Genomic DNA, 26,057 nt, shown 5'->3' with positions numbered 1-26,057 from the left:
TTCTCACATGACAGGCGCCAGGGAGCGGTTGACAGGCTGTGCGCTTTCGCTGCTGCTGGTTGCCCTGTCGCTACTGGCCGGCCCTGCCCAGGCGGACGGTTCGGCCACCGCCGCACAGGCCCAGCAGCGTGCCAGGGCGGTTACCCAGGTGGTCCTGGGTATCCTCAGCTATGCGCGCTGGCCTACCGAGCCAGTGCCCTTGCGCCTGTGCCTGGTCGGCCCCACCGAATACGCCGACGACCTGATCAAAGGCAGCGTGCAGAACTCCGGGCAACCTTTGCAGGTAAGGCGCTTGCTGGCCGACGACCGGCAGGTGGCCCAGGCCTGTGACGCCGTGTACATCGGCAAGCTCGACGATGGCCAGCGCGACCGCCTGTTCCAGACCATCAGTGGCCGCCCGGTACTGAGCATCAGCGAAGCCGACGACCCGTGCACGGTCGGTAGCCTGTTCTGCCTGCGCGTCAGCGATCAACAGGTCGCCTTCGAGGTCAACCTCGACTCCGTGGCGCGTTCTGGTGTGCGTATCCACCCCAGTGTGCTGCAGCTGTCACGACGTCGCGGAGCACTGCCATGAAGGCCGGCAACAAGCAGGGCGTGCGCCCGACCCTGCGCTCGGTGCTTGGCCGTGGTCACCTCAGCGTGGCCCTGCTGGCGGTGAGCCTGGCCGGCATCTCGCTGACCCTGCTCGGCGTGCTGGCCCTGCGTGTGTACGCCAACCACAACCTTCACCTGATTGCCCGTTCGATCAACTACACCGTCGAAGCCGCCGTGGTGTTCGACGACAGTGCCGCGGCCAATGAGGCGCTGGAACTGATCGCCAAAACCGAAGAAGTGGCCGACGCCAAGGTGTTCAACAACGACGGTGAGCAGCTGGCGCATTGGCAACGCAGCGATGAGAGCCTGCTCGGGCACCTTGAGGTGCAAGTGGCGACGGCCCTGCTGGATGAGCCGATCAACCTGCCGATCATGCACCAGCAACAGAAGGTCGGGCATATCGAGCTGATCGGCCAGGGCCGCAGCCTGCTGCTGTTCCTGCTCAGCGGCCTTGGCGGCATCCTGTTCTGCACCATCCTCAGTGCCTTCGTCGCCTTGTACCTGTCGCGGCGCCTGCTTGGCGATATCGTCCGGCCCTTGCGTGGCCTGGCCAGTGTCGCCCACGCAGCTCGGCGTGAACGCAGTTTCGACCGCCGAGTACCCGAAGCACCCATTGCCGAGCTCAACGAGTTGGGCAACGACTTCAACGCGTTGCTCGACGAGCTGGAGGTATGGCACAGCCATTTGCAGAACGAGAACGCCACCCTGGCGCACCAGGCCAGCCACGACAGCCTTACCGGCCTGCCTAACCGCGCATTCTTCGAGGGCCGCCTCAGCCGCAGCCTGCGCAACGCCGCACGGCAGCAAGACCATCTGGCCTTGCTGTTCCTCGACAGTGACCACTTCAAGCAGATCAATGACAGCCGCGGCCATGCCGTGGGTGATCAAGTGCTGATCAATGTTGCCGACCGTGTGCGTGCACAACTGCGCGAGCACGACCTGGTGGCCCGCCTGGGCGGTGACGAGTTCGCCGTACTGCTGACTCCGCTGCATTCGCGCGAGGATGCCGAGCGCATCGCCGAGAAGATCATCACCAGCATGCAACTGCCGATGTTGCTCGAAGGCGGCGAAAGCCTCACCACGTCGTTGAGTGTCGGCATCGCTTATTACCCGGACGATGGCAGTGACCCTGCCAGCCTCCTCAATGCCGCCGATGCGGCTATGTACCAGGCCAAGCGCAAGCGCCGTGGCCAGTGGCAAGCGGCGCAGACGGAACGGTCCGCCGCCGATTTCAGGCACAGGAGTTGAACCGTGATACAGCGTTTGCGTTTTTCTTTTTTTGTCATGTTGCTTTCCTTGTTTGCACTGGCAGGGTGCCAGAGCACACCACCCAAAGGTCTCACCGCCGAACAGATTGCCGTGCTCAAGCGTGAAGGCTTTGCCCCCACTGACGAGGGCTGGGCATTCGACCTGTCGGGCAAGGTGCTGTTCGGCAGCGACCTGGACAGCCTCAACGGCGCGAGCCAGGCGATTGTCGAGCGGATAGGCAAGGCGCTGATGGGGGTGGGCATTCAAGGTGTGCGGGTTGATGGCCATGCCGATGCCTCGGGCAAGGCGGCGTACAACCAGCAGCTGTCCGAGCGGCGCGCGCAGAGTGTGGCCAAGGCGTTGATCGACGTTGGCATGCCGGCGCAGAACATCCGGACCCGTGGGCTGGGCAGCTCGCAGCCAGTGGCGGACAACCGCACCAGCGCAGGGCGGACCGAGAACCGGCGGGTGTCGATTGTAGTCGCGTCTTACTGAGCCCCGCCGCCCCTTCGCGGGGTTGACCCGCTAAGGGGCGGCGAAGCAAACCCATCATTCCTGAGCAAAGCGCAGCTCGCGCGTCTCACCCATCAGCAAGGGTGCATTCGCCTCAGTCACCCCGCGAATGTAATCCCACAGCAAGGTAATGCGCTTCAACTTGCGCAGATCCTCCCGGCAGTACATCCAGAACGACAAAGAGGGAAAGGGTTAACCCAGTGATTACAGGGGCTTAACCACCATGAACACCCTTCCACAGGAGCACCCTGTCACAAGTGCTGTCACAAACCGCACGCTCCCCTTGAGGCCAACGTGCCGGCTGGCGAGTCCGTACCATTACCGACGACACGGTATCTACTACCTACGCCTTCGTGTGACTGGCAGCGTGAACAGGACGGTTTCTGTCTCTCTGAAGACCACTGATCGCAGATGGGCAACGCAGACATCTGCTCATCTCACGTCATCACTTCAGGCATTCCACTTGGATCATCCTGATGCCTCATGGAACGATCTGCGGGAGCATCTGCTGACGTTGGTGAGCAGTACGCTGATGTCTACTGATGACGGCCACCCATTACGCCATTGGGGTGACATGTACCGGAACGTTGCTGTTAGCCCCTCGTCGGTGTTCGCTCCGAATGGTGAGGTGATGAGTACAGCGACAGAACCATCAGCAACCCCTATGACCTTCGATGTGCTGTCGCAGCTTTACATGGCTGATCGTGGAGGGGACCAGAAGCCCACGACCTTGAAGGAGACGACCCTGTGCCACAAGGTGATTTCTGAGAATCTGGATGGGTTGGACTTGAGGACTCATTCCAGAGCAGACCTTGTGAAGTTCCGTGAGCGTTTGTCAGAAGGTCGGATGCCTTCGACTGTGAACAAACTGATCGTGAAGCTATCAGCTGTCTTTGCCTGGGCTGTCGAGAACGGACACCTGAGTAAGACTTACGACAAGAAGCTGAAGCTTACAAAGGGGGTTGAGTCAACCCGTAAGGCGTTCTCCCAACCGCAGGTGCGCAAGCTAATGGACTATGCGAATGGCCTTCCAGAAGCATCATGGAAACGATGGCTGCTCAGCTTGGGAATCATCACTGGCGGGCGGCTGAGGGAGATATGCCAGCTGACTCCGGGTGACGTTGTAACCATGAAGTCTGGCCTTATTGCCATTCACATCAACGAGGCAGGTGAGGGCAAATCCATCAAGAACAAGCGGAGCGAGCGACTGGTGCCGCTTACTGACGGTGCCTATGGTTTCGACCTAGCAGCGTTCTTGAGGTACGTCGATGTGACCCGCTGCGGTGGGAGCGAATCGCTAGCCCAGATTGGTTATAGGCCGTCGGGCGAATGGGTCAACCAGCATGCTATCCCTGCGGCTTTAGAGGGTACGTATGAACGCGGATTAGTATTCCACTCATTGCGGCATTCTCTAGCTTCATTGATGCAAGCCAAGGGGGTTCCTGTTACTCATGCTCAGGCAGTGATGGGGCATGCGTCAGGAACGGTTACATTCGACACCTACGGCTCTAGCGTGCCTGTCGAGACATTGGCAGAGCTGCTAAAAGGACTGTACCCTCGATGAAACTCCCTGAGCCAATGGCCGAACCGGCCGCCTTCATAAAGCGAAAGGCTTCTAATAGCTCCTGTAAGCATTGCGGCGTCTGGGCAAAATGCTATGATCCAAAAAAATGCCATAACAGGGATGCTAGAGTGAAGCAGGCCGACATTGATGCAATAAAAGAAGAAATAGCTCCAGCAGTTAATAGCGGTGAAATTTCACTGTTATTGGGAGCTGGGTTTTCGTTTACTAATGAAACCAGCCGAGGTCCTTTGCCGGGCGGCGAGGGGTTGCGGGATCTTATATTAAAAGAATGTTCTCGCGCTGCAGGCCCCAAAACAACTTTGAAGGACGCATATGTTCTAGGTGGTCGAGAAATCGACGACTTTAATGCGTTTCTTTCTTCTTGCTTTATTGTTGATGATGTTGAGCCTTGGCAAGCAAAAATGTTTCAGTATGCTTGGAGTAGAATCTATACGACGAATATAGATAACGTTCTAAACGTTGCGCTTGAAAGGCAGAACAAGACTGGTAGACTTGGTGGAGATTTTAAATTCTTCAATTACGCTGATCAAGGGGTTTTGTCTGAAACTATTGGCAGCATTCCAATTGTTACTATCCATGGGACATGTTTAAAGCTCGATCAAGGGTTTATTTTTTCTACGTTAGAGTATGCGAAAGCTTCAACGAGGGTTTACGATTGGCATCGTGATTTGGCGGCAAACCTGCTGACTGGTGGCTTAGTTGTCATTGGTAATCAACTTGAAGAAACCGATATTGATACTTATCTGGCGGCTCGAATAAGTGATTACCCTAATTCTGACGTTCCGGCCAAAAACTGGATAGTAATGCCAAATCCTGACCCAATTAAAGCATCGAATTACGAAGCTAACGGGTTTAGAGTAATCGACTGCACAGCAGAAGAGTTCTTCAATCAGTTGTTTTCTGTCGCTTCACCAAAAAGCATTGGTGAAATAATGGCTGATACTGTTCCTCAAATCAAGAAGGTTATAAGCAACGTCCAATCACTAACTTGGTTTAGAGGGGCTTTTAAACATGTGCCTTCTGAAATTGAGGAGGCAAAAACTCAGACGGGTATCGTCAGGCATTTCATAACCGGTGCTGATCCCGAGTGGTTCTATCTTTATAATAATGCTCAGGCTTTGATAGGTAAGCATGAAAGTTTAACTGCGACTTTAGGTGGTATGCTTAGAGACGGTAAAAATGGTTTCGGTGTGATTCACGTAATCGGGCCAAGTGGTTCGGGAAAATCTACCGCTATCAAAGTGGCATTGCAAAGTCTTTCTAATTCTTATGATTGTATATATGAGTTTAATGATAGCTCTGAGCTGTCAACTTCGTATTTGCGGTCTGTGATTGAGAATCTTGGTAATAAGTCGATATTTGTATTCTATTCGGCTGCTGAGTATTATTTTGCCGCAACCTATCTGTCAGAAGCACTAGGTGATAAAAATAAGCCCTACTGTTTGTTTGTGCTTGAAGAGCGTAATCATGACCATGAAAGAAACAAAAGGCAGTTGATCTTAAGGGAGGATGCAACTTACTTTCATATGGGGAATCTCAGTATGCTAGATGCTGAGCGAATCGCCTTGAAGATTGAGGAGCATGGTTTTGAGTTCGATAATTTCTCTAAGAAGTCTATTGCTGCTAGATCCAGAATAATCTACGATAAAGAGAAGGGTTACTCGGGTGATCTCTTGACTACGTTGTTTTCACTTACGTCCAATGAAAACTTTGAGCGGAAGATTTTTCGTGACTACCAGACTGTTCCTGACGGCCTGGCGAAAAGAGTATTGGATTTAATTGTAATCATCAACAACTTAGGTCATCAGCTCCCGATAAGTTACGTTGCCGGGGCTCTAGGTGTATCAGTGGATTCCGTATTGGCAGAAGTCGATTCTGGCCTTGCGGGAATAGTTTCAAATAATAATAAGAATCTGAAGCTGCGTCATCGTATTATTTCTGAGTTTTATTACAAGAATTGCATTGCCAAAAAAGGGAAGCTGGATTTAATTGTCGACAGTCTAATATTCTTGTCTAGGCAGTTTACGGTCGATGACATTAAGTTCCATCCGCTTGCATATAGGATTTACAAGGATCTTATATCATACAATTTCCTGTACGAGAGCTACTTCCCAACTGCAACTAAAGACGCCGATACTGAGCGTACTTATCATGAGGTGCAGAAGTACTTTAATCGTGATGGGATTTTCTGGTTGCATTTTGGGCGGTACTATCGAAAGACTGGACGACTGGATGATGCGATCGTTTGCTTCAGAACTGGTCTTTCATATTATGACTCGTTCCAAACTCGGCATTCTCTTGGTACGGCATTGCTTGAAAGCTTCATCGCGTCTAACGGTTGTGAAACTGAAGCGTATGAAGAGGGCGTTTTGTTATTAGATCAAGAACGTATCAGTAGGGGGGATTCGGATGCGTACCCTTGCACTACTATGATTGCCCTTCTGCAGAAAGTCGTGCGTATCCCTGATCACAATACGGACGCTGAGAGTCGACTTAAAGCTTGTATAAATATGGGGTTTATGTACTTCCGTGATGACGCATACTTTAACAAAATATTGAAAGGCCAATTCAACGGTAAGGGTCGTTAAGCTATTTCTGCTGGCTAGTGTGCTAGGAGGTCTTGGCCTCCTAGTTCGGCCTTCTCGTATTGCTTAAGAGGGAGAAAAGCCGCTGCGTGCTGTTTAGGCTGGCTCGGTACTTAACCCCTCAAGCTGACTTGCATCCCGCCCTCGTGGCTGATTTCAAAATATCGCAAGCAGCAATAAGCCCCGCCAGCGACCGGCTATGAGCGTAATCGCTCTATCGCTGAGGATATGGCCTGTGAGTTGCCGTCTAACGTCTGGAGCGCTCCTAGCACGTTGTCGTGAGTGGTCACGGAGCCACGTTGACGTATCCACGTACTGACTTCCTCTATGGCTGCTCTTAATGCAATCTGATTGAGATGCAGTAGCTCAAGGGCATCGGCTGCAGTAGCGTTCATATCGTCCATTTGGCGTCCTCAAAGTGTGGTAGTTATCGAAGCGTAGGGGATTACGACGCCTTGGAGGAGATTTCTTTCTTGATCCGGTACACCGTCGCCACACCCACGTCGGCCAGCTTGGCAATCTCTTCCATTGTGTTGCCATTGCGTTTAAGTAGGTCCGCTACCTGATCCCACTTTCTCTGGTTACGGCCCTTGCCACCCACCTTCTCGCCACGGGCACGCTTATTGTCCAACCCCTGCTTGATTCGCTCTACCCGCTTCTCTTGATCTAGGCGGGCCATGGTGGCCATCAGATCAATCAGCATGCCATTGATCACATCCATGATCTGCCCAGCAATACTTTGGTCGGCAAGTTGGTGGGTAGTGTCCAGATCCTGCACCACCAGCCGCAGCCCTTTGGACTCGATGATGTACTTCAACTGCTTCCAGTCAGCTTGAGAAAGGCGGGACAGGCGGTCTACCGATTCCACCAGCAATATATCCCCAGACGAGGCCGTGGCCAGCAAGCGAGAAAGCTCCGGGCGTTCCAGCTTGGTGCCACTGATGTTCTCTGCATATGCCGCCGCCACTTCCAGTCCTTTAGCCAGGGCGAAGTCCAACAGGGACTGTTTCGCTCGCTCTGCGTCTTGATCGTTGGTCGAAGCACGTAGGTAAAGATGGGCCTTGATCATGGTTTATCCTTTGTCATGATGCTTGATAGACAAATGATAATCTATCGTTTGACTAGCAATCAATTGGTGATTGATAGCCTTTGACCGCTTTTTATCGCCATCTCGGATAGCTATAGCCAAATGAGAGGGTCGCTCTGGCTGCTCCCGACCCACCGGGAGCTTTTCAGCCCGCACAGTGACGGGTTGAAGGAGATAGCTTGGCTCTTAAGGGCTTCGAGGATGGCTCACTTTCGATCCATCAACGGACGTAGGCTCCTTACCCTATCCCTGGACCGCCTCAGGTTTGAGGCAGTACGCCGGGCAAGCTTGTTATCAGGAACTTGGCAAAGCCGGAATTTCGGCTTTGAAAGCAATACGGAGTGGTGTATCAGCAGATTTGCTGGCACACCTCCAAGGGCCGTAGTGAAACTGGCATACACCGGACGGCAGGGCACTGTAGTGCAATTCTGACTAATTAGTCAGATATTATATCAAGGGCGTGATTCGCTTAGCACCGCCACCAGCAATCCCACGAAAATAGGGGCTTCACCGGGTGTAAGGGTATGCCAGAACCGACACTGTCGCCCGATGGGGGTTAGTTAGTGGTTAGTTCTGTGATTAGTAACCGTAGGCTACACCAGCTGGGGAGATGATGTATAAGTGAGTTATCTTGGCCTGGCACTCACACCCGCTAGCGGGGTATTAGCAACTCTGCTAGCACTCACGCCTGTATAGAGTATTGAGTTGCTGAGTTCTATGGTGATGCACCGTCACACGATAATACACCTATGCCGCTCTGCATGGTTAAAGCAAGAGCAAGAGTGGGGGAGGGGCTCTGCTCGCCCTTGTTCCTCCCCTCTGCATAGAATTTTATTCTTGCCTCACGGCATGTTTGTAGCAGGGGGCAGGGCAGAAAGCCCCCAAAGCTTTTGATTTTCACCTTGCAGATATATGGTGACGTTCCGTCACGTCGTAATAATTTCTATTGTTCCCAGCAAGGTTAAAGAAAGATCAAGAGCAGGAGGGGCTTTCTTGCCCCTTCTCTTCTCTGCTTCATAGATTTGTTATCCTTGCCTCGGGCACGGTCTCTCCTACTGTGGCGTCTACGCCACTAATGGGAAAATGGTCAGGTATCGAGACTTCGGTGTTATATGCGTTAAGAGGTAAGGTTATCCCTTATATATATCTGTCGCTAATTACCCTCGACTGACCCCTCTATTTCATTTGTTCGGGGGACTTGCTTCCATTTCTTGACCGTGTTCTTGGATATGCCAAGCGCGTTGGCGATGTTCTTAATCGGAACCTCAGCCTTGATCATCATCAGTGCCTGCTGTTTCATCGGGTGTTCATTGCTAACAACGCTTGTAGTCGTTGGCTGCTGTGGCAACCATAACGCATTGAAATCCACTTGTACGTCGATGGATTGAAGAACCTGCGGGTGCCGTTCAAGGTACAGGGCAATGCCTCGTAAAGCTGTTCTCGCTGCTTCAATTACTCGTTGTAGTTGTCGAATACTCATTGGTCGAAGCTCATGGTTGAGCAAGCAATTTGCTGCTGCCGCTGTCGAGATGACAGAGAGGCGCAGCACTTTATTTACGTCAGAAAGAGAGACGCTATGCTTTCCGCTGATGACCCCTGGCCCTGTGTATATAGCTCCGAATACGATGTCATCTAGCCAAGGGGTTGAGCGTTCCTCGAACTTTAGAATACACAAGGCAGGTGCTAGCAGGTTTTGTATAACTTGTGGCTTCGGGCCGCGAGTGGAACTAGGCCTGGTTTCTACCACTTCTCCCTGAGGGAATAGATCGAAAACTGGGGCGAGCTTAGTTGAGTTGTGCAAATTGTTGAAAGGTGCCAGCGGTGAGACAGTGCCATCGTGTTCTGAGAACCAGTTTTCACCTAGCCTTGCCGGTGTGCCTGCACTGTAATGAGTTGGCTTTATTACATAAGGAGTGATGGTGTATCCACCGTAGCACTCTCCGGTTGCGGTGTCGTATATGTATCCTTCGATTATTCTAGTACGAGCTTCTGCCACCTTGCTGCGGAGTAGATCAAGAGAGCGGGTGGTTTGTGGATTGGGGTTGATGTATGTATTGATTGGGTCACTTCCTTGTATGCGATTTGAGTGTGTAGCGTTGGGTTTCGAGAGTAAGAGCGTAAGATGGCTAGCTTCGCGACGCTAGCCATTTTCAAACATGTGCCAAGGTGCCTAGAATAAACTTGGTGTCTGTCATGCTCGGCCTTACTTGATAAAATCTCAGTTGGCTTCTGTTAGGCGGCGAGTTTGTTCAGCGGCAGTCCTGCTCGGCGAAGCAACTTGCCGATGTAAATTTCACCTTTACCGGTTACCATGGTCTTATTGGTTCGGTGAATACCGCTAGCGGTGATATGTACCTTTCCGACAACCACGAAGTGTCCCGAGTTGATGTGCCGCTGGTAAGGCGAGTGATGCCTGTCTGCCATCAATACGTTGCTGTGTCGTAATAGTTTGAAAAGTGTGTTACGACCAATGCCATACTTCTTAGCTACCTCACTTACCGTCTGCAAGTTAGAAGAGCCTGCAACTGCGTCATGGTACTCAACCTTTGGTGCGTCCCTCTCGACTTTGTGGATCAACTGTGCGTAGTTACCTGCCATGCAGTGAGCTTGTTCAATGATAGTTTCCAGGTAGGTGCCTGGATTGTCCAGCACGTATTGGGCAGCATTCTCATGTACTGCTACGCCGTTTATCGCAAGGAGGTCATACGCCCGGATTACCTTCAAGTTATACTCGGGGCTGATCCACATTGCGTAGTCGTACACTAGTTCTTTTGCTACATAGGTACCGCCATTGCGACCGGGCTTGGTTTGCAAAGGGTACGATTCTGTACCTTTAGCTAACTCGCTGATTAGCTCTTCTGCTTGGCGTACCCATAGTGTCGGTTTGTGGCGGGGTTCACCGCCAGCAGCCTTATGGAAGTCGTTTAGGCAATATCGTCCTTCATGGTCTCGCCGTACCACAATGTCGCCGATGAGAACTGTTGTGGTCTGATAGTCTGTGATGCTGATTACGTTGCTCATTTTATATTGCGTTCCTTTTTACTTAAAAGTCAGCTAGGGCTGACATGTTTCCTTGTGCTGCTGTTAGGCTGCTTGCTGTTGTTCCCAATACTGCAAGATCTCTTCAATCTTCCGGGCTTTAGAGGTCTTGCGGTATTCCTTCAGTAGCGGCATGCGTTCCCGCAGATCATCTGCAAAGAGGTACAAGTCTTTGCCGTAGTCTAAGGCTTCGATCATTTCATCTTCCCAGAGAAAACCTTGGTATGTCCGTTCGAGCCATTCCCGGTTGAGTCGCTCCGTGTATTCCACTCTCGACCGGATGTCCGACTCTTTGCCGTAGCCTGGGGAGTAGGAGCAGGCATGAACCATCATGGTGCTACTGTCGTAAATTACCCATTCATCGGCTTGTAGGGCTATGGCAGACGCAGCTGAGGCGCAAGTCATGCCAATCTCTACAGTGATGTGGGCTTCGCATTCATCCATTCGGCGGCAGAGATAGTCGCAAGTATCCAGGCTTCCGCCAGGTGATGAGAGTTGGATATATACTTGGTCTTCCTCTCCCGCATGGGCAAGGATGCTCACGAACTCGCCATACTCGTGGATTTCCCCGATGGGGCCGGTGAGCGGGATGACGTATTGCGTTGAAGCTCGCTGCTTGGCAAGGATGTTCTTCGGGCGGTAAATGCTTTCGAGTTCTACGTGGTCGTTGTTGGTGTTGTGTTTCATCTGGTTATCTTCCTTTACGGATTTCAGGTAATAGGTGGCCGTCGCTCGAAGTTAAGAGCTAGTGCGAGTGCATGCACCTATTAATCAAGGTTTGGTGACGCTGAGGTAAATGTCTAGTGCTAAGTTAGTTCATTTATCTGTCCTGTGGGCGTTTTTTAGGCAATAGAGTGCCGTAACGTAAACTGTGGGTCTCGTCGGATTTATAGTGTAAGTGGACCGAGTTGGGGTACTGGCTCTATACTAAGCCAGATATGCTGGGCTTTTCTCTTAGGTCATATAGTTGTTCTCTAGTGGTGGTTTACGGCGTTTTACGGGCACGGAATTATCTTGCGATCAAGGCATGGCAGTTGCTCGAATAATTTAAACTAGGGCTGATGCGGCTGAGATGGTTAAATCTCGGGCACGACAAAACCTCCGTGCTAACCATTCATCGTTCCGACGAATCTGCAGGGAGGTTGGTGTTGCAGTTGGCCAGTGCGGGCCTGATAGATCACCGTTGACTTGGCGATGAGCGGCACATTACGTGGGTTATTCCGGCCTGTCAACAGGTTTCTTGAAAGAAAGCGCCATTGGTCCTGACTGACTCGACGTCCTGAAGCCTGCCCAAGTCAAGCAGGGCAGGATGCAGATGAAGCACGCGAAGACTGCTGGTGTTCGAGTTCACGCTGCTACCTGTGTGGGAGGGGCCGTTCCGAAGTGTCACAAATGCTGTCGCAACCCCTGTCACAACCCCTGTCACAAATCGTTGCCATGGACCTGTTGCGGTGAGTAGGATGAGACACCCTTACTCCTTGTCGATCCCGGCTACGCAAAGCGTATCTCGCGCGTCTCACCCATCAGCAAGGGTGCATTCGCCTCAGTCACCCCGCGAATGTAATCCCACAGCAAGGTAATGCGCTTCAACTTGCGCAGATCCTCCCGGCAGTACATCCAGAATTGCCGCGTCACCTCGATCTCCTCCGGCAGCACCGTCACCAGGCGCGGGTCCTGCGCTGCCAAAAAGCAGGGCAATATCGCCAAGCCACGCCCCTGCAACGCCGCCGTGTACTGGGCGATGACACTGGTGCTGCGCAAATGTGCATTGGCATGGGGGATCAGGTTGGCCAGGTACAGCAGTTCCGAACTGAACGCCAGGTCATCCACATAGCTGATGAACGGATGCCCCACCAGGTCGCTCACCTGGCGAATCGGCGCATGGCTGTCGAGGTAGCCCTGGGTCGCATACAGCCGCAGCCGGTAGTCGCACAGCTTGCAGCACACATAAGGCCCATGCTCGGGCCGCTCCAGGGCGATGACGATGTCCGCCTCGCGCTTGGACAGGCTGATGAAGTGCGGCAGCGGCAAGATATCCACCGAAATCGCCGGGTAGGCATCGACGAAATGGCTCAGTTGCGGGGTGACGAAGAAACTGCCGAAGCCCTCGGTGCAACCCATGCGCACATGCCCCGACAGCGCCACGCCGGAGCCTGAGACCTGCTCGCAGGCCATGTGCAAGGTGCTCTCGATCGACTCCGCATAGCCCAGCAGGCGCTGCCCTTCGGCAGTCAGGACGAAGCCGTTGGTGCGTGACTTCTCGAACAGCAGCGTACCCAACGCCCCCTCCAGCGAACTGATGCGTCGCGACACCGTGGTGTAGTCGACGGCCAGGCGTTTGGCCGCGCTGCTGGCTCTGCGCGTGCGCGCTACTTCAAGGAAGAACTTCAGGTCGTCCCAGTTCAGCGAACTGAGGGAGGTCAGGTCTTTTTGCATGTTGATCCGGTTTTTTTGTGCGTTCTTGTTGGATGTTTGCACATCTATACTCGAAAAAAGCCCCAAGGCGCCACCTTGTGTTTGCCCGGCGCTGGCGATCTCGTCCTGACAATAATTCCAAGGAGAACGCAGATGAACGCACCACAATCCCCTGACAAGACCAAGGTCGAGCAGGTCAAGCTGCTGATCGACGGCCAGTGGGTCGAGTCGAAAACCAGCGAATGGCGCGATATCGTCAACCCCGCCACCCAAGAGGTGCTGGCGCGGGTACCGTTCGCCACCGTCGAAGAAGTGGACGCCGCCGTGGCTGCAGGCCAGCGCGCCTTCAAGACCTGGCGTGACACCCCGATCGGTGCACGCATGCGCATCATGCTCAAGCTGCAGGCGCTGATCCGCGAACACACCAAGCGCATCGCCCAGGTGCTCAGCGCCGAGCAGGGCAAGACCCTTGCCGACGCCGAAGGCGACATCTTCCGCGGCCTGGAGGTGGTCGAGCACGCGGCCTCCATCGGCACCCTGCAGATGGGCGAATTTGCCGAGAACGTCGCCGGTGGCGTTGATACCTACACCCTGCGCCAGCCGATCGGCGTGTGCGCTGGCATTACTCCGTTCAACTTCCCGGCGATGATCCCGCTGTGGATGTTCCCGATGGCCATCGTTTGCGGCAACACCTTCGTCCTCAAACCTTCCGAGCAAGACCCGCTGTCGACCATGCTGCTGGTGGAGCTGGCGCTGGAAGCCGGTGTGCCGGCGGGCGTGCTCAACGTGGTACACGGTGGCAAGCAAGTGGTGGATGCGATCTGCACCCATCAGGACATCAAGGCGATTTCCTTCGTTGGCTCCACTGAAGTCGGTACCCACGTGTACAACCTGGCCAGCCAGCACGGCAAGCGTGTGCAGTCGATGATGGGCGCGAAGAACCACGCAGTGGTGCTGCCTGACGCCAACCGCACGCAAACCGTCAACGCCCTGGTCGGTGCCGCCTTTGGCGCAGCCGGCCAGCGCTGCATGGCCACTTCGGTGGCAGTGCTGGTGGGCAAGGCGCGTGATTGGCTGCCGGACATCAAGGACGCAGCAAGCAAGCTTAAGGTCAACGCCGGTTGCGAACCGGGCACCGATGTCGGCCCGGTGGTTTCCAAGCGTGCCAAGGAGCGTGTGCTGGGCCTGATCGAAAGCGGTATCCAGGAAGGCGCCAAACTCGAACTCGATGGCCGTGGCGTGAAGGTGCCGGGTTACGAGCAAGGCAACTTCGTCGGCCCGACCCTGTTCTCCGGGGTGAAGACCGACATGCAGGTGTACACCCAGGAAATCTTCGGCCCGGTGCTGGTGACCCTGGAAGTCGACACCCTCGACGAAGCCATCGCCCTGGTCAACGCCAACCCCTTCGGCAATGGCACCGGCCTGTTCACCCAAAGCGGCGCGGCGGCGCGCAAGTTCCAGAGCGAGATCGACATTGGCCAGGTCGGCATCAACATCCCGATCCCGGTACCGGTGCCGTTCTTTAGCTTCACAGGCTCCCGCGGCTCCAAGCTCGGCGACCTCGGCCCGTACGGCAAGCAAGTGGTGCAGTTCTACACTCAGACCAAGACGGTCACCGCCCGCTGGTTCGATGACGACAGCGTCAATGACGGTGTGAACACCACCATCAGCCTGCGCTAAGGAGTAAGCCATGCGTATCGCATTCATCGGTCTGGGCAACATGGGCGCACCCATGGCCCGCAACCTGATCAAGGCCGGCCACCAGCTGAACCTGTTCGATCTGAACAAGGCCGTGCTGGCCGAGCTTGCCGAGCTGGGCGGGCAGGTTAGCGCCTCGCCCCGGGACGCGGCGGCCAGCAGCGAGCTGGTGATCACCATGCTGCCAGCGGCGGCCCATGTGCGCGCCGTGTACCTCAACGAAGACGATGGTGTGCTGGCGGGCATTCGCGCGGGCACGCCAACCCTGGATTGCAGCACCATCGACCCGCAAACTGCGCGTGATGTGTCCAAGGCCGCTGCGGCCAAGGGTGTGGACATGGGTGATGCGCCAGTGTCCGGTGGTACCGGCGGCGCGGCGGCGGGCACGCTGACCTTCATGGTCGGTGCCAGCAACGAACTCTTCGCCACCCTCGAGCCGGTGCTCAAGCAGATGGGCCGCAACATCGTGCACTGTGGTGAAGTGGGTACCGGGCAGATCGCCAAGATCTGCAACAACCTGCTGCTGGGCATCTCGATGGTCGGCGTGTCCGAGGCCATGGCCCTGGGCAATGCGCTGGGCATCGATACCAAGGTGCTGGCGGGGATCATCAACAGCTCGACCGGGCGCTGCTGGAGTTCCGACACCTACAACCCGTGGCCGGGCATCATCGAAACTGCCCCCGCCTCGCGTGGCTACACCGGTGGGTTTGGCGCCGAACTGATGCTCAAGGACCTGGGGCTGGCCACCGAGGCTGCGCGTCAGGCGCACCAGCCGGTGATTTTGGGTGCCGTGGCCCAGCAGCTGTATCAGGCGATGAGCCTGCGCGGTGATGGCGGCAAGGACTTCTCGGCGATCGTCGAGGGTTACCTCAAGAAGGATTGACGAGCGAGGACTTTATCGCGGGCCGGGCGGCCTTCCCTCTGTAACTGCGCACCAGAGGGGAGGGCACCCGCCCCGCGATGTTTTTTGAGCATTATTTAGGTAAGGGGGGTAAGTAATGCATGAAAACTCCCAAACCAAAAAAAGCGATAGACAATATCAAAAGCGAGGCGCCTATGAAGATTAGTAGGCTCTTGACTCTTGAAGGAAGATTGTTTATTTCATTGATGTCAATGAGGTTTTTTCGTGCATAAATTTTAGGAGTGAGCAGAATGAATGATATATGCGTTAGTCGAAAGATTTTTCCCATCAAGCCAGCATGTAGCCAGAGTTTTTTTTCGCCGGTTATTGCGTTACAATTTAATAGAAATCCTTCAATGTAATCAATTTTGCGATGAGCAATATAGATTGTTAATGCCAGGTTCAAGAAAAGTAAAGTTGTAACTGTCATGCTGTAGACTAAAAAAATCCAGTGCATGATTGTCATTTTTCTACTGCCTCGTATAGAAGTTCCCCAGCCCAGGCGCCTGCTTCATTCCCAAGTTTTCCGCCTGCCATTCCCCCCACGGTACCCCCGAATATCCCACAAGCGAGTGCTCCGGTTCCACCTGTCGCTACGCCAAACACCACGCTGCAAGCAGCACCAAGAAGAAGCTTGCCACTGGATGCCCCAGCAGCAGTACCAACCAAGCCCAAGGTTAATGAACTAACCTCGACATACTGCGCCTTTTTGCATTCGTCCTTGCGTCCGAGCGTACAGGCTTTATGTATCTCCAGTCCGGTAGCAGCGACATCTAACGCAATTCCGACATACGTTCCTTTCTTTATCAAGTTAGCAGCTGTCGCCACCCCTGATACTTTGTTGGCGTATCCGGCAATCTCGCCTGTATGTAAATAACTCTTTGTGGATATCCCTAGCGTCCTTTTGATCGAGCTTTTGTTCCTTAGACCGGAACCGTACGCAGCCAGCTTGTTCAACTGCTGATCCAACTTCATGAACAAGGCCGAACGCTTTGCATAGAACTGATCGCGGGCCGCCATCGTTCCTGACCCGAGATGCCGTTGATGCAACTTCTCGATTTCCATCAAGGTGGCTTCGATCGCTTTCAGGTGCTTGCTCCACCCTTCACTGACCACTCCAGCGCCCACGGACGCATGCGCGATCAGGCTTTTCAAAGTCTCGAAATTATCGAGGAAAAAGTTATCCACACCTTGGCCATTGCGCATCAGCCCAATGTGCGCAATTGTCGCCTGCCTCATCATCCAAGCTTCCTGGCTGGTGCAGGAGGCCGTGGTGGGGTCGCCGATGATGATAAGTTCACCGCTACGGACCACCGTATTGGCGATGTGTGAATTCAGCACATCAAACTTTTCCAGGGAATGACCGGTCAGCGCCAGGTCGGATTTCAGCCTGTGATAATTTTGCAGCTTGAGGTTGAGGTACGCGCGAGCTTCAGACATGGCAGCACCCTCACGCGTATTTTCTGTTGCCGATACGGTCCCAGCCCCCGGCGATACTACCGCCGCCACTGCCGTCGTGGCGGCGCTGCTGGGTGTAAGTGGTCTTGATCCGGCCGTAATTGAGCTGCACCACTTCTACTGGTACCCCCGTGTCCACGCTCTGCGAATACTCTGCGATGATCACTTCTTCAAGGATGATCTCGAAGTACCTGAGCTTGTCACCACCAGCACGGCAAAGGGCGAGCTTCACTTCTTTCAGATGCTGGCCTGTGCAACTGGCTTCCATCAGTTTGCAACTGGCACTGTCGAGGTACTTGGTGAAAGTGAAGTTGGTGACGGAGGTCCTGCCCGATGTTGCGCCACCTGCGGAACTGGCTGTGGCAGATGTACTTTGGCTGACACCAAAGTCGTAGCCCAGCACTTCAATCCATTTACTGTATTTTTCGTCCAGCGCTTCTCCTGGAATACTGTCGATCTGAATGTAGGCGTCGAATGCCATGCTTATCTCTCCTTGACATTGTTTTGAACAGGGAATATTGCCCGCTGACTTGGGCGATCAGTGCAGGCTAGGTCTGGGAGCGTGCGAGGGCAATACGCTAAGGGGCGGTGTGGAGCAATTCAGAAAGGGACTACAAGTAGAGGGATTTAAGCTGAGGGTATATGTCAGAAGCTGTTGCTGAGGTTCAATGGATTAATGGTTGATTTGCTATTTATGCGAGGTTCAACTCAGTGATGGCCCTGTAGGAAGTTTCGTGTTATCCACAGGGCCTGCATTACTCTGGCAAAAAATCAGGCAAAGACGAAGTACTTGCGCACGGTCTCGACCACTTCCCAGGTACCTTTCATCCCCGGTTCGATCACGAATACATCACCCGCTTTCAGGTGCTTCGGCGCTTCGCCTTCCGGGGTGATGATGCAGTAGCCATCGAGGAAGTGGCAGAACTCCCACTTCTCGTAGTTGACCTCGAACTTGCCCGGGGTGCAGATCCAGGTACCCATGATCTTGCTGCCGTCAGCCGACAGGTAGGCATTGAGGTTGACGGTGTGTGGATCGCCGCCGATGCGCTTCCACTTGGTGGCGTCCACGACCGGCGTCGGGCAGGTTTCGCGCAGGACGGTGATGAAATCGGACATGGCACAACTCCTGGTGACTGGCTGAATGACTGGTCACCATAGGGCCTACGGACGAGTCGCAGTTGCCTGGGCTCGACGTCCAGCTGCCTGCCCGCGCTATGCCAGGGCGTTGACCTCGACGGTGATGTGGGCCAGTTCCTCATGCACGCCCAGTGCCTGGCGAACACTGTCGGCGCTCAACGCTGCCTGGGTGGCCAGGCTGAGGATGCAGGCGTACTGGTCCTTGCCCACTCGCCACACGTGCAGGTCGGTGAGGGTGGCAGGCACAGGCAGCTCGGCGACCACCTCGCGAATCTCCTCGACCACTGGCGCATCCATCTCGGCATCCAGCAGGACGCGGCCGGTATCGCGCAGCAGGCCGCGAGCCCAGAGCGCCACCAGCAACGCACCGACCAGGCCCATCACCGGGTCGAGCCAGCTGGCGCCCCAGAACTTGCCGGCTAGAAGGGCGATGATCGCCAGTACCGACGTTGCGGCATCGGCGATCACGTGCAGGTAGGCCGAGCGCAGGTTCAGGTCGTGGTGGTAATGGCCATGGTCGTGATGATGGTCATGGTCATGGCCATGGCCATGGTGCTGATGATCGTGATCGTCGCGCAGCAGCCAGGCGCAGATCAGGTTTACGGCCAGACCGATGACCGCGATGAAGATTGCCTCGTCATAGTGGATCGGCCCCGGCGTCAGCAGGCGTTCGGCTGACTGGAAGGCCATCAGCCCGGCCACGCCGAGCAGCAGCAGGGCGCTGGAGTAGCCGCCTAGGATCTCGATCTTCCAGGTGCCGAAGGCGAAGCGTTGGTCCTTGGCATAACGACGGGCGGCAGCGTAGGCCAGCAGCGACAGACCCAGTGCCAGGGCATGCGAGCTCATGTGCCAGCCGTCGGCCAGCAGCGCCATGGAGTTGAAGAACCAGCCACCGGCGATTTCCGTCACCATCATGATCGCCGTCAGCCACACGGCCAGGCGTGTCTTGCGCTCGGCGCCGAGGTTGCTGGTGTGGAACTGGTGGCTGTGCTGCCAGCGGCCTGAGGTTTGCGTCGCCATGGTTTATCATGCTCCCGGAATGTCGAGAAATATACTATACCCCAGTATACCTAGCATGGTGTGAAAGCGAATGGCACATACGATCAAGAGCAAGAAGCAGCTGCTCACCCGCGTGCGCAAGATCAAAGGCCAGGCTGCCGCCCTGGAAACCGCGCTGGAGCAGGACAAGGACTGCCTGGCGATCCTCCAGCAGATCGCCGCCGTGCGTGGTGCGGTGAACGGGCTGATGACCGAAGTGATGGAAGGGCACATCCGCGAGCACCTGGTGGCGGAAGGGCTGAGTACTGAGGAACGGCAGGAAGAGGCGGACAAGGTGGCGGCGTTGCTGCGGTCTTATCTAAAGTGATACCCCTAGGGGGTATACGGTAGGAATGCAATTTTCCTACAGGGCTATAAGTAGAGACCTACTTGGTGGCCTGAACCATCCGCTGGTCGCCTGAAGTGTGCATGATGTGTACTGCGCTTCGTTTTGGTCAAATCGGTGTGTATCATACACATCGACTGCCGAAGGAAGGGCGTATGCGCAGTCGTGAAGTGATCCAGCTCATTGAGGCGGACGGGTGGTACGAGGTCGAGGTCAAGGGCAGCCATCACCAGTTCAGGCACCCGATGAAGAAGGGGAGGGTGACAGTACCTCATCCCAAGAGCGATCTTCCTAAAGGCACCGTACACAGCATCCTGAAGCAAGCTGGCTTGAAGCAGTCCAGTGGCTTCGATAGCTCGAACATCAGTGGAGACGCGCAATGAAATTCCCGGTCGTATTGCACAAGGACGCTGATTCGGATTATGGCGTGACCGTTCCCGACGTGCCTGGTTGCTTCTCTGCGGGCTCGACTGTCGCCCAAGCACTGGAGAACGTTCAAGAGGCGCTAGCGCTGCATTTTGAGGGATTGGTTGCTGATAACGAAGCGCTTCCTCAAGCGCAGGAAGTCGACGTCCATGTGGCGAATTCCGATTATGCTGGCGGGGTCTGGGCTGTCGTTGATTTCGATGTCACGCCTTACTTGGGGAAGGCCGTGCGGTTCAACGCAACATTGCCGGAAAACCTCCTTCAGCGGATCGATGAAAAAGTGAAGCGTGACCATCGGTATGCTTCTCGTTCTGGATTTCTCGCGTCGGCCGCTCTAAGAGAACTGGCGCTCGCACACTGAACGAATTCGTATTGCAACCAGTGCGGGAATCATGCCGGATGCAAGGTCAGCGCAATCCCTGTGGGAGCGGGTTCACCCGCGAATGCACGAGTACAGGCGACGACGAACCTTCAGGCCTTGATCAATCGCTCGACCAACCCTGCCGAATAGCCTGGTAACCCGGCGAAATCCCGCGCGCACAACAGCAACCGCCGGGTGGCCCAGTCCTCACGCAGCGCCACCCAGTGCATCGGCAGCACCCCCTGCCAGCGCTGCACCGATGCCAGCGGCACCACGCCGATACCGGCGCCACCGGCGACCATGCGAATTACCCCGTCAAACCCTTCGGCCCGCACCCGTACCTGCATGCGCTGGCCTTCGCGCAGAGCCTGTTCTTCCAGGTACAACGCCAAGGCACTGTTCGCCCCCAGGCCGACATGACCATGGGCAAGGCAGTCGACGAAGCTCGGTGCGGGCTCCGCGGCGAGGGGGTGACTCAGCGGCGTTACCAGCACCAGCGGATCATCGCGAAATGGCAAGGTCTGCAGATGCGCGCTGGGCGCTGCGGTGGAAATGATGCCCAGATCAGCCATGCCCTGGGTTATCGACTGCACGATACGCAGGCTCGGCAGCTCTTGCACGTCGATGCCGACCCCAGGGTTGTCGGCAAGGTAGCTGGCCAGCAGCTCCGGCAAGTACTCGGTCAACGCAGCGGTGTTGCACAGCAGCCGCACCTGCCCTTGCTGGCCCCTGGCATAGTGGGCCAGGTCGAACTGCAGGCGCTCGACCTGCTGGCCGATCTGCCGCGCATGTTGCAACAGCGCCTGCCCGGCGGGCGTCGGCTGCACGCCACGGCGATTGCGCTCAAGCAAGGGTATGCCGAGCGAGGCCTCCATGGCGCGGATGCGTGCACTGGCCGCAGGCAGCGACAGATGGCTGCGGCGGGCGCCGGCGGTGATGTTGCCGCACTCGGCGGTGTGCTGGAAAAGCCGGAGGTCGATCAGGTCGAAATGCATCTGCCTCTGTCCTGGCGAGAGTCTGGCTGAGTATAGGGCAGATTTTCAGTTCAATCGCTGCGCGCCATCATGGTGCCCATGGATACCTTGATCGCTTTCTACCAGAACATCGGCCCGGCATTGACGCTGCTGGTGGTCATCACCTTCCTGCTGGCTGGTGCCGTCAAAGGTGTGATCGGCCTCGGCCTGCCGACCATCGCCATGGGCCTGCTGGGGCTGGCTATGTCACCGGCGCAGGCTGCAGCGCTGTTGATCGTTCCCTCTACGCTCACCAACCTCTGGCAGCTCGCTGCCGGTGGGCATCTGCCGGCGCTGTTGCGAAGGCTCGGGCCGATGCTGGTGATGATTTTCGTCGGCACGTTGCTTGGCAGTGCCTGGCTGGGTATCAACAGCGGGCCGTGGGCAGTGCATGCGCTGGGGGCGGCGCTGGTGATCTATGCGCTGTACGGGCTGGCAGGCCCGGCCTTGCGCGTGGCACCGGAGCGGGAAGGGTGGTTGGGCCCGATTTGCGGGCTAGTGACAGGCCTGGTCACTGCGGCCACTGGCGTATTCGTGATGCCTGCGGTGCCTTACCTGCAGAGCCTGGGCCTTAGCCGCGACGAGATGATTCAGGCGCTGGGCCTGTCATTCACGGTCTCGACCCTCGCCCTGGCCGGTGGCCTGGCCGGGCAGGATGCGCTGGGTGGGCAAGCGCTGGGTGCTTCGCTGCTGATGCTGGCGCCGGCGCTGCTGGGCATGCTTGCCGGGCAGTGGCTGCGCCAACGCATCAGTGCAGCGCTGTTCAAGCGCTGCTTCTTCATCGGGCTGGCCGCGCTGGGCGGCCATTTGCTGATCAACGGTTAGCGGATGAGGCGCTGAGCATCACGATCGGCTGGATGTCGAAATCGCGCTCAAGGTAGTCCATGCGCTTTTCGAAGAACTCGACCATATGCGGCAGTGCCGAATGCACGTCCAGCGCCGCCTTGTCGGCCCACACCTCATAGAACACGAACAGGCTCGGGTCCTGCTGGTCGCGCAGCATGTGGTATTCGATGCAGCCAGGTTCCTGGCGGCTTGGCTCGACGTAGGCGCGGAACAGGGTTTCGAAGGCTTCGGCCATTTCCGGGCGGGTCTTGGCCTTGAGGATGAACGCGTGCTGCTCGCTCATGGATCGGTGCTCCCAAGTGATTGATGAATCGATTCTACGGCAATAATGCGTATCGAATTCTTGACTTGAGATCAATTGTATTTTGCCGCGCGCCTGCTGTATCCCGCGCTCGCGAGCCATTAAGGTGCCGGTCATTCCTTTATGACCCGAGGCCCAGCATGAAAAACATCCTACTGCTCAACGGCGGCAAACAGTTTGCCCACTCCGACGGCCGTCTCAACCTGACCCTGCACGACGCCGCGCTGGCCCACCTGGACCGTGCCGGTTTCGATGTACAGCAGACCTTCATCGACGGGGGCTACGACGTCCAGGCCGAAGTGGAGAAATTCCTCTGGGCCGATGTGATCATCTACCAGATGCCGGGCTGGTGGATGGGCGCGCCGTGGTCCGTGAAGAAGTACATCGACGAAGTTTTCACCGCCGGCCACGGCAGCCTTTATGCCAACGACGGCCGTACCCGTTCCGACCACTCGCAGAAGTACGGCAGCGGTGGCCTGGTGCACGGCAAGCAGTACATGCTGTCGCTGACCTGGAATGCACCGCAGCAGGCGTTCGATGACCCGACCGACTTCTTCGAGGGCAAAGGTGTGGATGCGGTGTACTTCCCGTTCCACAAGGCCAACCAGTTCCTGGGCATGACCGGCCTGCCCACCTTCCTGGCGGTGGATGTAATGAAGCGCCCGGATGTACCGGCGGCGTTGGCGGCTTATGAGGCGCATCTGGACAACGTGTTCGGCAAGGCTATCTAATCCCTGCATGGTTCACGCACAGGCGCTCACGTGAAAACCCGATCCGAAGAACTCCAGGTATTCGTCGCCGTCATTGATTGCGGTTCGATCTCCGCTGCCGCCGAGCAGATGGGCCAGACCCCATCGGCGGTCAGCCGCACGCTGTCGCGCCTGGAGGCCAAACTCGGCACCACCCTGGTCAACCGCACCACCCGGCGCATGGACCTCACCGAAGAAGGCCGCTTCTTCCTCGAACGTTCGCGCCGGGTGCTGGAACAGATGGACGAGATGGAAGAGCGCCTGTCGATGAACCGCCAGACCCCATCCGGGCGTTTGCGCATCAACGCCGCCGCGCCGTTCATGCTGCACGCCATCCTGCCGTGGATCGGCGAGTTCCGTCGCCAGTACCCCGGCATCGAGCTGGAGCTCAACACCGACGACCTGATCATCGACCTGCTGGAGCAGAGTACCGATGTGGCCATCCGCATTGGTGATCTCGCCGACTCCAGCCTGCATGCCCGCTCGCTTGGCTGCAGCCCAGTACAGGTGCTGGCGAGCCCGGAATACCTGGAGCAACACGGCACACCGGAGAAGGTCGAGGACCTGAACAACCATTGCCTGCTCGGCTTCAGCCAACCTGAGTCGCTCAACCAGTGGCCGCTGCGTCATGCTCAGGGTGACCGCTGGAGCATCCGCCCGGCATTGATCGCCTCCAGCGGCGAGACCCTGCGCCAATTGGCGCTGGCCGGGGAGGGCATCGTTGCGCTGTCGCACTTCATGACCCACGAGGACATCCGCGCCGGCCGCCTCAAGGTGCTGTTGAGCGAGGCCAGCAACAGCTACCGCCAGCCGATCCACGCGGTGTATTACCGCAACACGCAGTTGGCCCTGCGTATCCAGTGCTTCCTCGACTTCATCCAGCGCAAGCTGGCGATGTACGCCTGCTGAGTTGCCTGAACGCGACAGTTACTGTCCACAGGCGGCGAAACGTCCTCTGTTTGATTGCACAGTCGAAACGCTTCGGCCTTACTGACTGCTCAACAAAAACAACACCAAGGAAGTGTCATGCGTATTGTCCCGTTTCAGTACCTGGCTCTGGCAGCCGCGATCCTGAGCTGTTCCTCGACTTATGCCGCCACGTTGGAAGGTGGCGCCGTAGCTGCGCCCGATCAATATGGTGCACAGGTAGCCGCCGACATTCTCAAGAAGGGCGGCAACGCCGTGGATGCTGCGGTAGCGACGGCGTTCACCCTGGCGGTGACCTACCCCGAGGCGGGCAACATCGGTGGCGGTGGCTTCATGACCCTGTTCGTCGACGGCAAGCCGTACTTCCTCGACTACCGCGAGGTGGCGCCCAAGGCTGCCACGCGCAACATGTACCTGGACGACAAGGGCGAAGTGATCGAAAACCTGAGCCTGGTCGGCGTGCGTGCCGCGGGTGTGCCCGGCACGGTGATGGGCCTGTGGGAGGCCCACCAGAAATTCGGCAAGCTGCCCTGGAGCGAGCTGCTGACCCCGGCCATCGGTTATGCGAAGAATGGCTTCAAGGTCGCCGAAAAGCAGTACCAGTATCGCAACGATGCCCAAGGCATGTTCAAGACGGCGACCAACTTCAACGACTACTTCGGCAACATGAAGGTCGGTGAGCTGTTCAAGCAGCCGGAAATGGCCCAGACCCTTGAGCGCATCGCCGACAAAGGCGTGAGCGAGTTCTACCAGGGCAAGACGGCCGACCTGCTGGTGGCGCAGATGCAGGCCGACAAGGGCCTGATCACCAAGGACGACCTCAAGGACTACAAGGCCGTGTGGCGCGAGCCAATGGCCCTGAGCTGGCGAGGTAACGTGGTCTACACCGCGCCACCGCCAAGCTCCGGCGGTGTGGCCCTGGCCCAGCTGCTGGGCATCAAGGAAGACCGCGCAGCGGACTTCAAGGGCGTGGCGCATAACTCGGCGCAGTACATCCACCTGCTGGCGGAGATCGAAAAACGTGTGTTCGCCGACCGTGCCGACTACCTCGGTGACCCGGCCTTCACCAAGGTGCCGGTCGACCAACTGGTAGCCAAGGACTACCTGGCCAAGCGTGCTGCGCAGGTCAACCCGAAAGCCATTTCAGAGACTGACAAGGTCAAGCCAGGGCTGGAACCGCACCAGACCACGCACTTCTCGATCGTCGACAAGCAGGGCAACGCGGTCAGCAACACCTACACCCTCAACCTCGATTACGGCAGCGGCGTGGTGGTCAAGGGTGCAGGCTTCCTGCTCAACGACGAGATGGACGACTTCAGCGCCAAACCGGGCGCAGCGAATGCATTTGGGGTGGTCGGTGGCGACGCCAACGCCATCGAACCGGGCAAGCGCATGCTGTCGTCGATGAGCCCGAGCCTGATGACCCGCGACGGTAAGGTCGAGCTGGTGATCGGCACCCCGGGCGGGTCGCGGATCTTTACCTCGATCTTCCAGGTGATGAACAACCTGTACGACTACGGCATGCCGCTTGAGAAGGCCGTGGCGGCGCAGCGTGTGCATCATCAATTACTGCCCAAGGACACCATCTACTTCGACAGCTATGCGCCGCTGACCGGGCCAGTGGCTGATGAGCTGAAGAAGATGGGCTATGTGCTGGAGGACCAGGGTTGGGAGATGGGCGATATCCAGGCGATCCGCGTCAATGGGGCGCAGCTTGAGACCGCTTCGGATCCGCGTGGGCGTGGGGTAGGGATGATCGTCAAGTAATGACATTCGAGATTGCCGGGGCG

General features: G+C 56.5%; 25 protein-coding genes and 1 pseudogene. 14 read left to right on the top strand and 12 right to left on the bottom strand.

Annotated features, from left to right (window positions below):
- The first annotated feature begins 7 nt into the window (after positions 1-7).
- Genes APH27_RS18380 through APH27_RS18370 form a run of 3 tightly spaced genes read left to right on the top strand, consistent with a single transcriptional unit; the run spans position 8 to position 2,337 of the window.
- A complete protein-coding gene (locus tag APH27_RS18380) occupies positions 8-574 on the top strand; it encodes a YfiR family protein (protein ID WP_027918375.1) in 567 nt (188 codons plus the stop codon).
- The gene (locus APH27_RS18375) at positions 571-1,842 is read left to right on the top strand and encodes a diguanylate cyclase domain-containing protein (protein WP_027918376.1); all 1,272 of its coding nucleotides are present in this window, start codon (positions 571-573) and stop codon (positions 1,840-1,842) included. Before APH27_RS18380 ends, APH27_RS18375 begins: the two co-directional genes overlap by 4 nt.
- A 3-nt stretch (positions 1,843-1,845) precedes the next feature.
- A complete protein-coding gene (locus tag APH27_RS18370) occupies positions 1,846-2,337 on the top strand; it encodes an OmpA family protein (protein WP_027918377.1) in 492 nt (163 codons plus the stop codon).
- Between the two features lie 54 nt (positions 2,338-2,391).
- On the opposite strand, the pseudogene APH27_RS26460 reads toward APH27_RS18370, so the two are convergent.
- Positions 2,392-2,529, bottom strand: a pseudogene (locus APH27_RS26460) (LysR family transcriptional regulator); the annotation flags it as partial.
- Between the two features lie 289 nt (positions 2,530-2,818).
- Between APH27_RS26460 and APH27_RS18365 the strand changes: the two are divergent.
- Together APH27_RS18365 and APH27_RS26075 are read left to right on the top strand one after the other, a co-directional pair.
- Positions 2,819-3,919, top strand: a complete 1,101-nt coding sequence (locus APH27_RS18365; RefSeq protein WP_256250629.1) for a tyrosine-type recombinase/integrase — start codon at positions 2,819-2,821, stop codon at positions 3,917-3,919.
- Positions 3,916-6,528: an SIR2 family protein gene (locus APH27_RS26075; RefSeq protein WP_082435191.1), complete on the top strand. Its 2,613-nt coding sequence runs from the start codon at positions 3,916-3,918 to the stop codon at positions 6,526-6,528. The genes APH27_RS18365 and APH27_RS26075 overlap by 4 nt, the downstream gene beginning before the upstream one ends.
- Positions 6,529-6,970: 442 nt before the next feature.
- Here APH27_RS26075 and APH27_RS18355 read toward each other — a convergent pair whose 3' ends face one another.
- The 5 genes from APH27_RS18355 to APH27_RS18340 all read right to left on the bottom strand — a co-directional run bounded on the left by APH27_RS18355 (position 6,971) and on the right by APH27_RS18340 (position 13,087).
- Complete coding sequence (locus tag APH27_RS18355; RefSeq protein ID WP_060485589.1) at positions 6,971-7,591, bottom strand: recombinase family protein; 621 nt, start codon at positions 7,589-7,591, stop codon at positions 6,971-6,973.
- A 1,174-nt stretch (positions 7,592-8,765) separates the two neighbouring features.
- A complete protein-coding gene (locus APH27_RS26455; protein WP_156335897.1) occupies positions 8,766-9,092 on the bottom strand; it encodes a hypothetical protein in 327 nt (108 codons plus the stop codon).
- Positions 9,093-9,844: 752 nt separating this feature from the next.
- Positions 9,845-10,633, bottom strand: coding sequence for a phage antirepressor KilAC domain-containing protein (locus APH27_RS18350; protein WP_060485584.1), 789 nt, complete (start codon positions 10,631-10,633; stop codon positions 9,845-9,847).
- Positions 10,634-10,696: 63 nt separating this feature from the next.
- The gene (locus APH27_RS18345; protein WP_060485583.1) at positions 10,697-11,338 is read right to left on the bottom strand and encodes an ATP-dependent Clp protease proteolytic subunit; all 642 of its coding nucleotides are present in this window, start codon (positions 11,336-11,338) and stop codon (positions 10,697-10,699) included.
- A gap of 804 nt (positions 11,339-12,142) precedes the next feature.
- Positions 12,143-13,087, bottom strand: a complete 945-nt coding sequence (locus tag APH27_RS18340) for a LysR family transcriptional regulator (RefSeq protein WP_060485582.1) — start codon at positions 13,085-13,087, stop codon at positions 12,143-12,145.
- A gap of 132 nt (positions 13,088-13,219) precedes the next feature.
- On the opposite strand from APH27_RS18340, the gene APH27_RS18335 reads away from it, so the two are divergent.
- Positions 13,220-14,746 carry a CoA-acylating methylmalonate-semialdehyde dehydrogenase gene (locus APH27_RS18335; RefSeq protein WP_060485581.1) on the top strand — a complete coding sequence of 509 codons (1,527 nt, stop codon included), beginning with the start codon at positions 13,220-13,222 and terminating at the stop codon, positions 14,744-14,746.
- Positions 14,747-14,756: 10 nt separating this feature from the next.
- Positions 14,757-15,647, top strand: a complete 891-nt coding sequence (gene mmsB, locus APH27_RS18330) for a 3-hydroxyisobutyrate dehydrogenase (RefSeq protein WP_060485580.1) — start codon at positions 14,757-14,759, stop codon at positions 15,645-15,647.
- A 480-nt stretch (positions 15,648-16,127) separates the two neighbouring features.
- Here mmsB and APH27_RS18325 read toward each other — a convergent pair whose 3' ends face one another.
- From APH27_RS18325 to dmeF, 4 genes are all read right to left on the bottom strand, one after another.
- On the bottom strand, positions 16,128-17,105 hold the full coding sequence (locus APH27_RS18325) for a hypothetical protein (protein ID WP_060485579.1): 978 nt from the start codon (positions 17,103-17,105) through the stop codon (positions 16,128-16,130).
- Positions 17,106-17,115: 10 nt separating this feature from the next.
- The gene (locus APH27_RS18320) at positions 17,116-17,610 is read right to left on the bottom strand and encodes a type VI secretion system tube protein Hcp (RefSeq protein ID WP_256250630.1); all 495 of its coding nucleotides are present in this window, start codon (positions 17,608-17,610) and stop codon (positions 17,116-17,118) included.
- Between the two features lie 284 nt (positions 17,611-17,894).
- Positions 17,895-18,239, bottom strand: coding sequence for a cupin domain-containing protein (locus APH27_RS18315; RefSeq protein ID WP_027918384.1), 345 nt, complete (start codon positions 18,237-18,239; stop codon positions 17,895-17,897).
- Between the two features lie 96 nt (positions 18,240-18,335).
- Positions 18,336-19,280 carry a CDF family Co(II)/Ni(II) efflux transporter DmeF gene (gene dmeF, locus APH27_RS18310; RefSeq protein ID WP_060485577.1) on the bottom strand — a complete coding sequence of 315 codons (945 nt, stop codon included), beginning with the start codon at positions 19,278-19,280 and terminating at the stop codon, positions 18,336-18,338.
- Between the two features lie 70 nt (positions 19,281-19,350).
- Here dmeF and APH27_RS18305 point away from each other — a divergent pair, with 70 nt between their 5' ends.
- The 3 genes from APH27_RS18305 (at position 19,351) to APH27_RS18295 (ending at position 20,431) form a co-directional block, all read left to right on the top strand.
- Positions 19,351-19,626 (top strand): metal/formaldehyde-sensitive transcriptional repressor, encoded by a 276-nt coding sequence (locus APH27_RS18305; protein WP_060485576.1) that lies wholly within the window; start codon positions 19,351-19,353, stop codon positions 19,624-19,626.
- A gap of 173 nt (positions 19,627-19,799) precedes the next feature.
- Complete coding sequence (locus APH27_RS18300) at positions 19,800-20,027, top strand: type II toxin-antitoxin system HicA family toxin (protein ID WP_033696119.1); 228 nt, start codon at positions 19,800-19,802, stop codon at positions 20,025-20,027.
- On the top strand, positions 20,024-20,431 hold the full coding sequence (locus APH27_RS18295; RefSeq protein ID WP_060485575.1) for a type II toxin-antitoxin system HicB family antitoxin: 408 nt from the start codon (positions 20,024-20,026) through the stop codon (positions 20,429-20,431). The genes APH27_RS18300 and APH27_RS18295 overlap by 4 nt, the downstream gene beginning before the upstream one ends.
- A gap of 110 nt (positions 20,432-20,541) precedes the next feature.
- Here the strand turns inward: APH27_RS18295 and APH27_RS18290 are convergent, their stop codons facing one another.
- Positions 20,542-21,426: a LysR substrate-binding domain-containing protein gene (locus APH27_RS18290; RefSeq protein WP_060485574.1), complete on the bottom strand. Its 885-nt coding sequence runs from the start codon at positions 21,424-21,426 to the stop codon at positions 20,542-20,544.
- 78 nt (positions 21,427-21,504) lie between these two features.
- Here APH27_RS18290 and APH27_RS18285 point away from each other — a divergent pair, with 78 nt between their 5' ends.
- On the top strand, positions 21,505-22,269 hold the full coding sequence (locus APH27_RS18285; RefSeq protein WP_027918389.1) for a sulfite exporter TauE/SafE family protein: 765 nt from the start codon (positions 21,505-21,507) through the stop codon (positions 22,267-22,269).
- On the opposite strand, the gene APH27_RS18280 is transcribed toward APH27_RS18285, so the two are convergent.
- Positions 22,259-22,573, bottom strand: coding sequence for a putative quinol monooxygenase (locus APH27_RS18280; protein WP_027918390.1), 315 nt, complete (start codon positions 22,571-22,573; stop codon positions 22,259-22,261). The genes APH27_RS18285 and APH27_RS18280 overlap by 11 nt on opposite strands.
- Positions 22,574-22,731: 158 nt before the next feature.
- Here APH27_RS18280 and APH27_RS18275 point away from each other — a divergent pair, with 158 nt between their 5' ends.
- From APH27_RS18275 to ggt, 3 genes are all read left to right on the top strand, one after another.
- The gene (locus tag APH27_RS18275; protein ID WP_060485573.1) at positions 22,732-23,322 is read left to right on the top strand and encodes an NAD(P)H-dependent oxidoreductase; all 591 of its coding nucleotides are present in this window, start codon (positions 22,732-22,734) and stop codon (positions 23,320-23,322) included.
- Between the two features lie 30 nt (positions 23,323-23,352).
- Positions 23,353-24,249: a LysR family transcriptional regulator gene (locus tag APH27_RS18270; RefSeq protein ID WP_060485572.1), complete on the top strand. Its 897-nt coding sequence runs from the start codon at positions 23,353-23,355 to the stop codon at positions 24,247-24,249.
- Between the two features lie 117 nt (positions 24,250-24,366).
- Positions 24,367-26,034 (top strand): gamma-glutamyltransferase, encoded by a 1,668-nt coding sequence (gene ggt, locus APH27_RS18265; RefSeq protein WP_027918393.1) that lies wholly within the window; start codon positions 24,367-24,369, stop codon positions 26,032-26,034.
- The last annotated feature ends 23 nt before the right edge of the window (positions 26,035-26,057 follow it).

It is taken from the genome of Pseudomonas sp. NBRC 111123 (assembly GCF_001320205.1).
Classification (GTDB): Bacteria; Pseudomonadota; Gammaproteobacteria; order Pseudomonadales; family Pseudomonadaceae; genus Aquipseudomonas; species Aquipseudomonas putida_J.
This window is presented reverse-complemented; position numbering and strand designations above follow the sequence as displayed.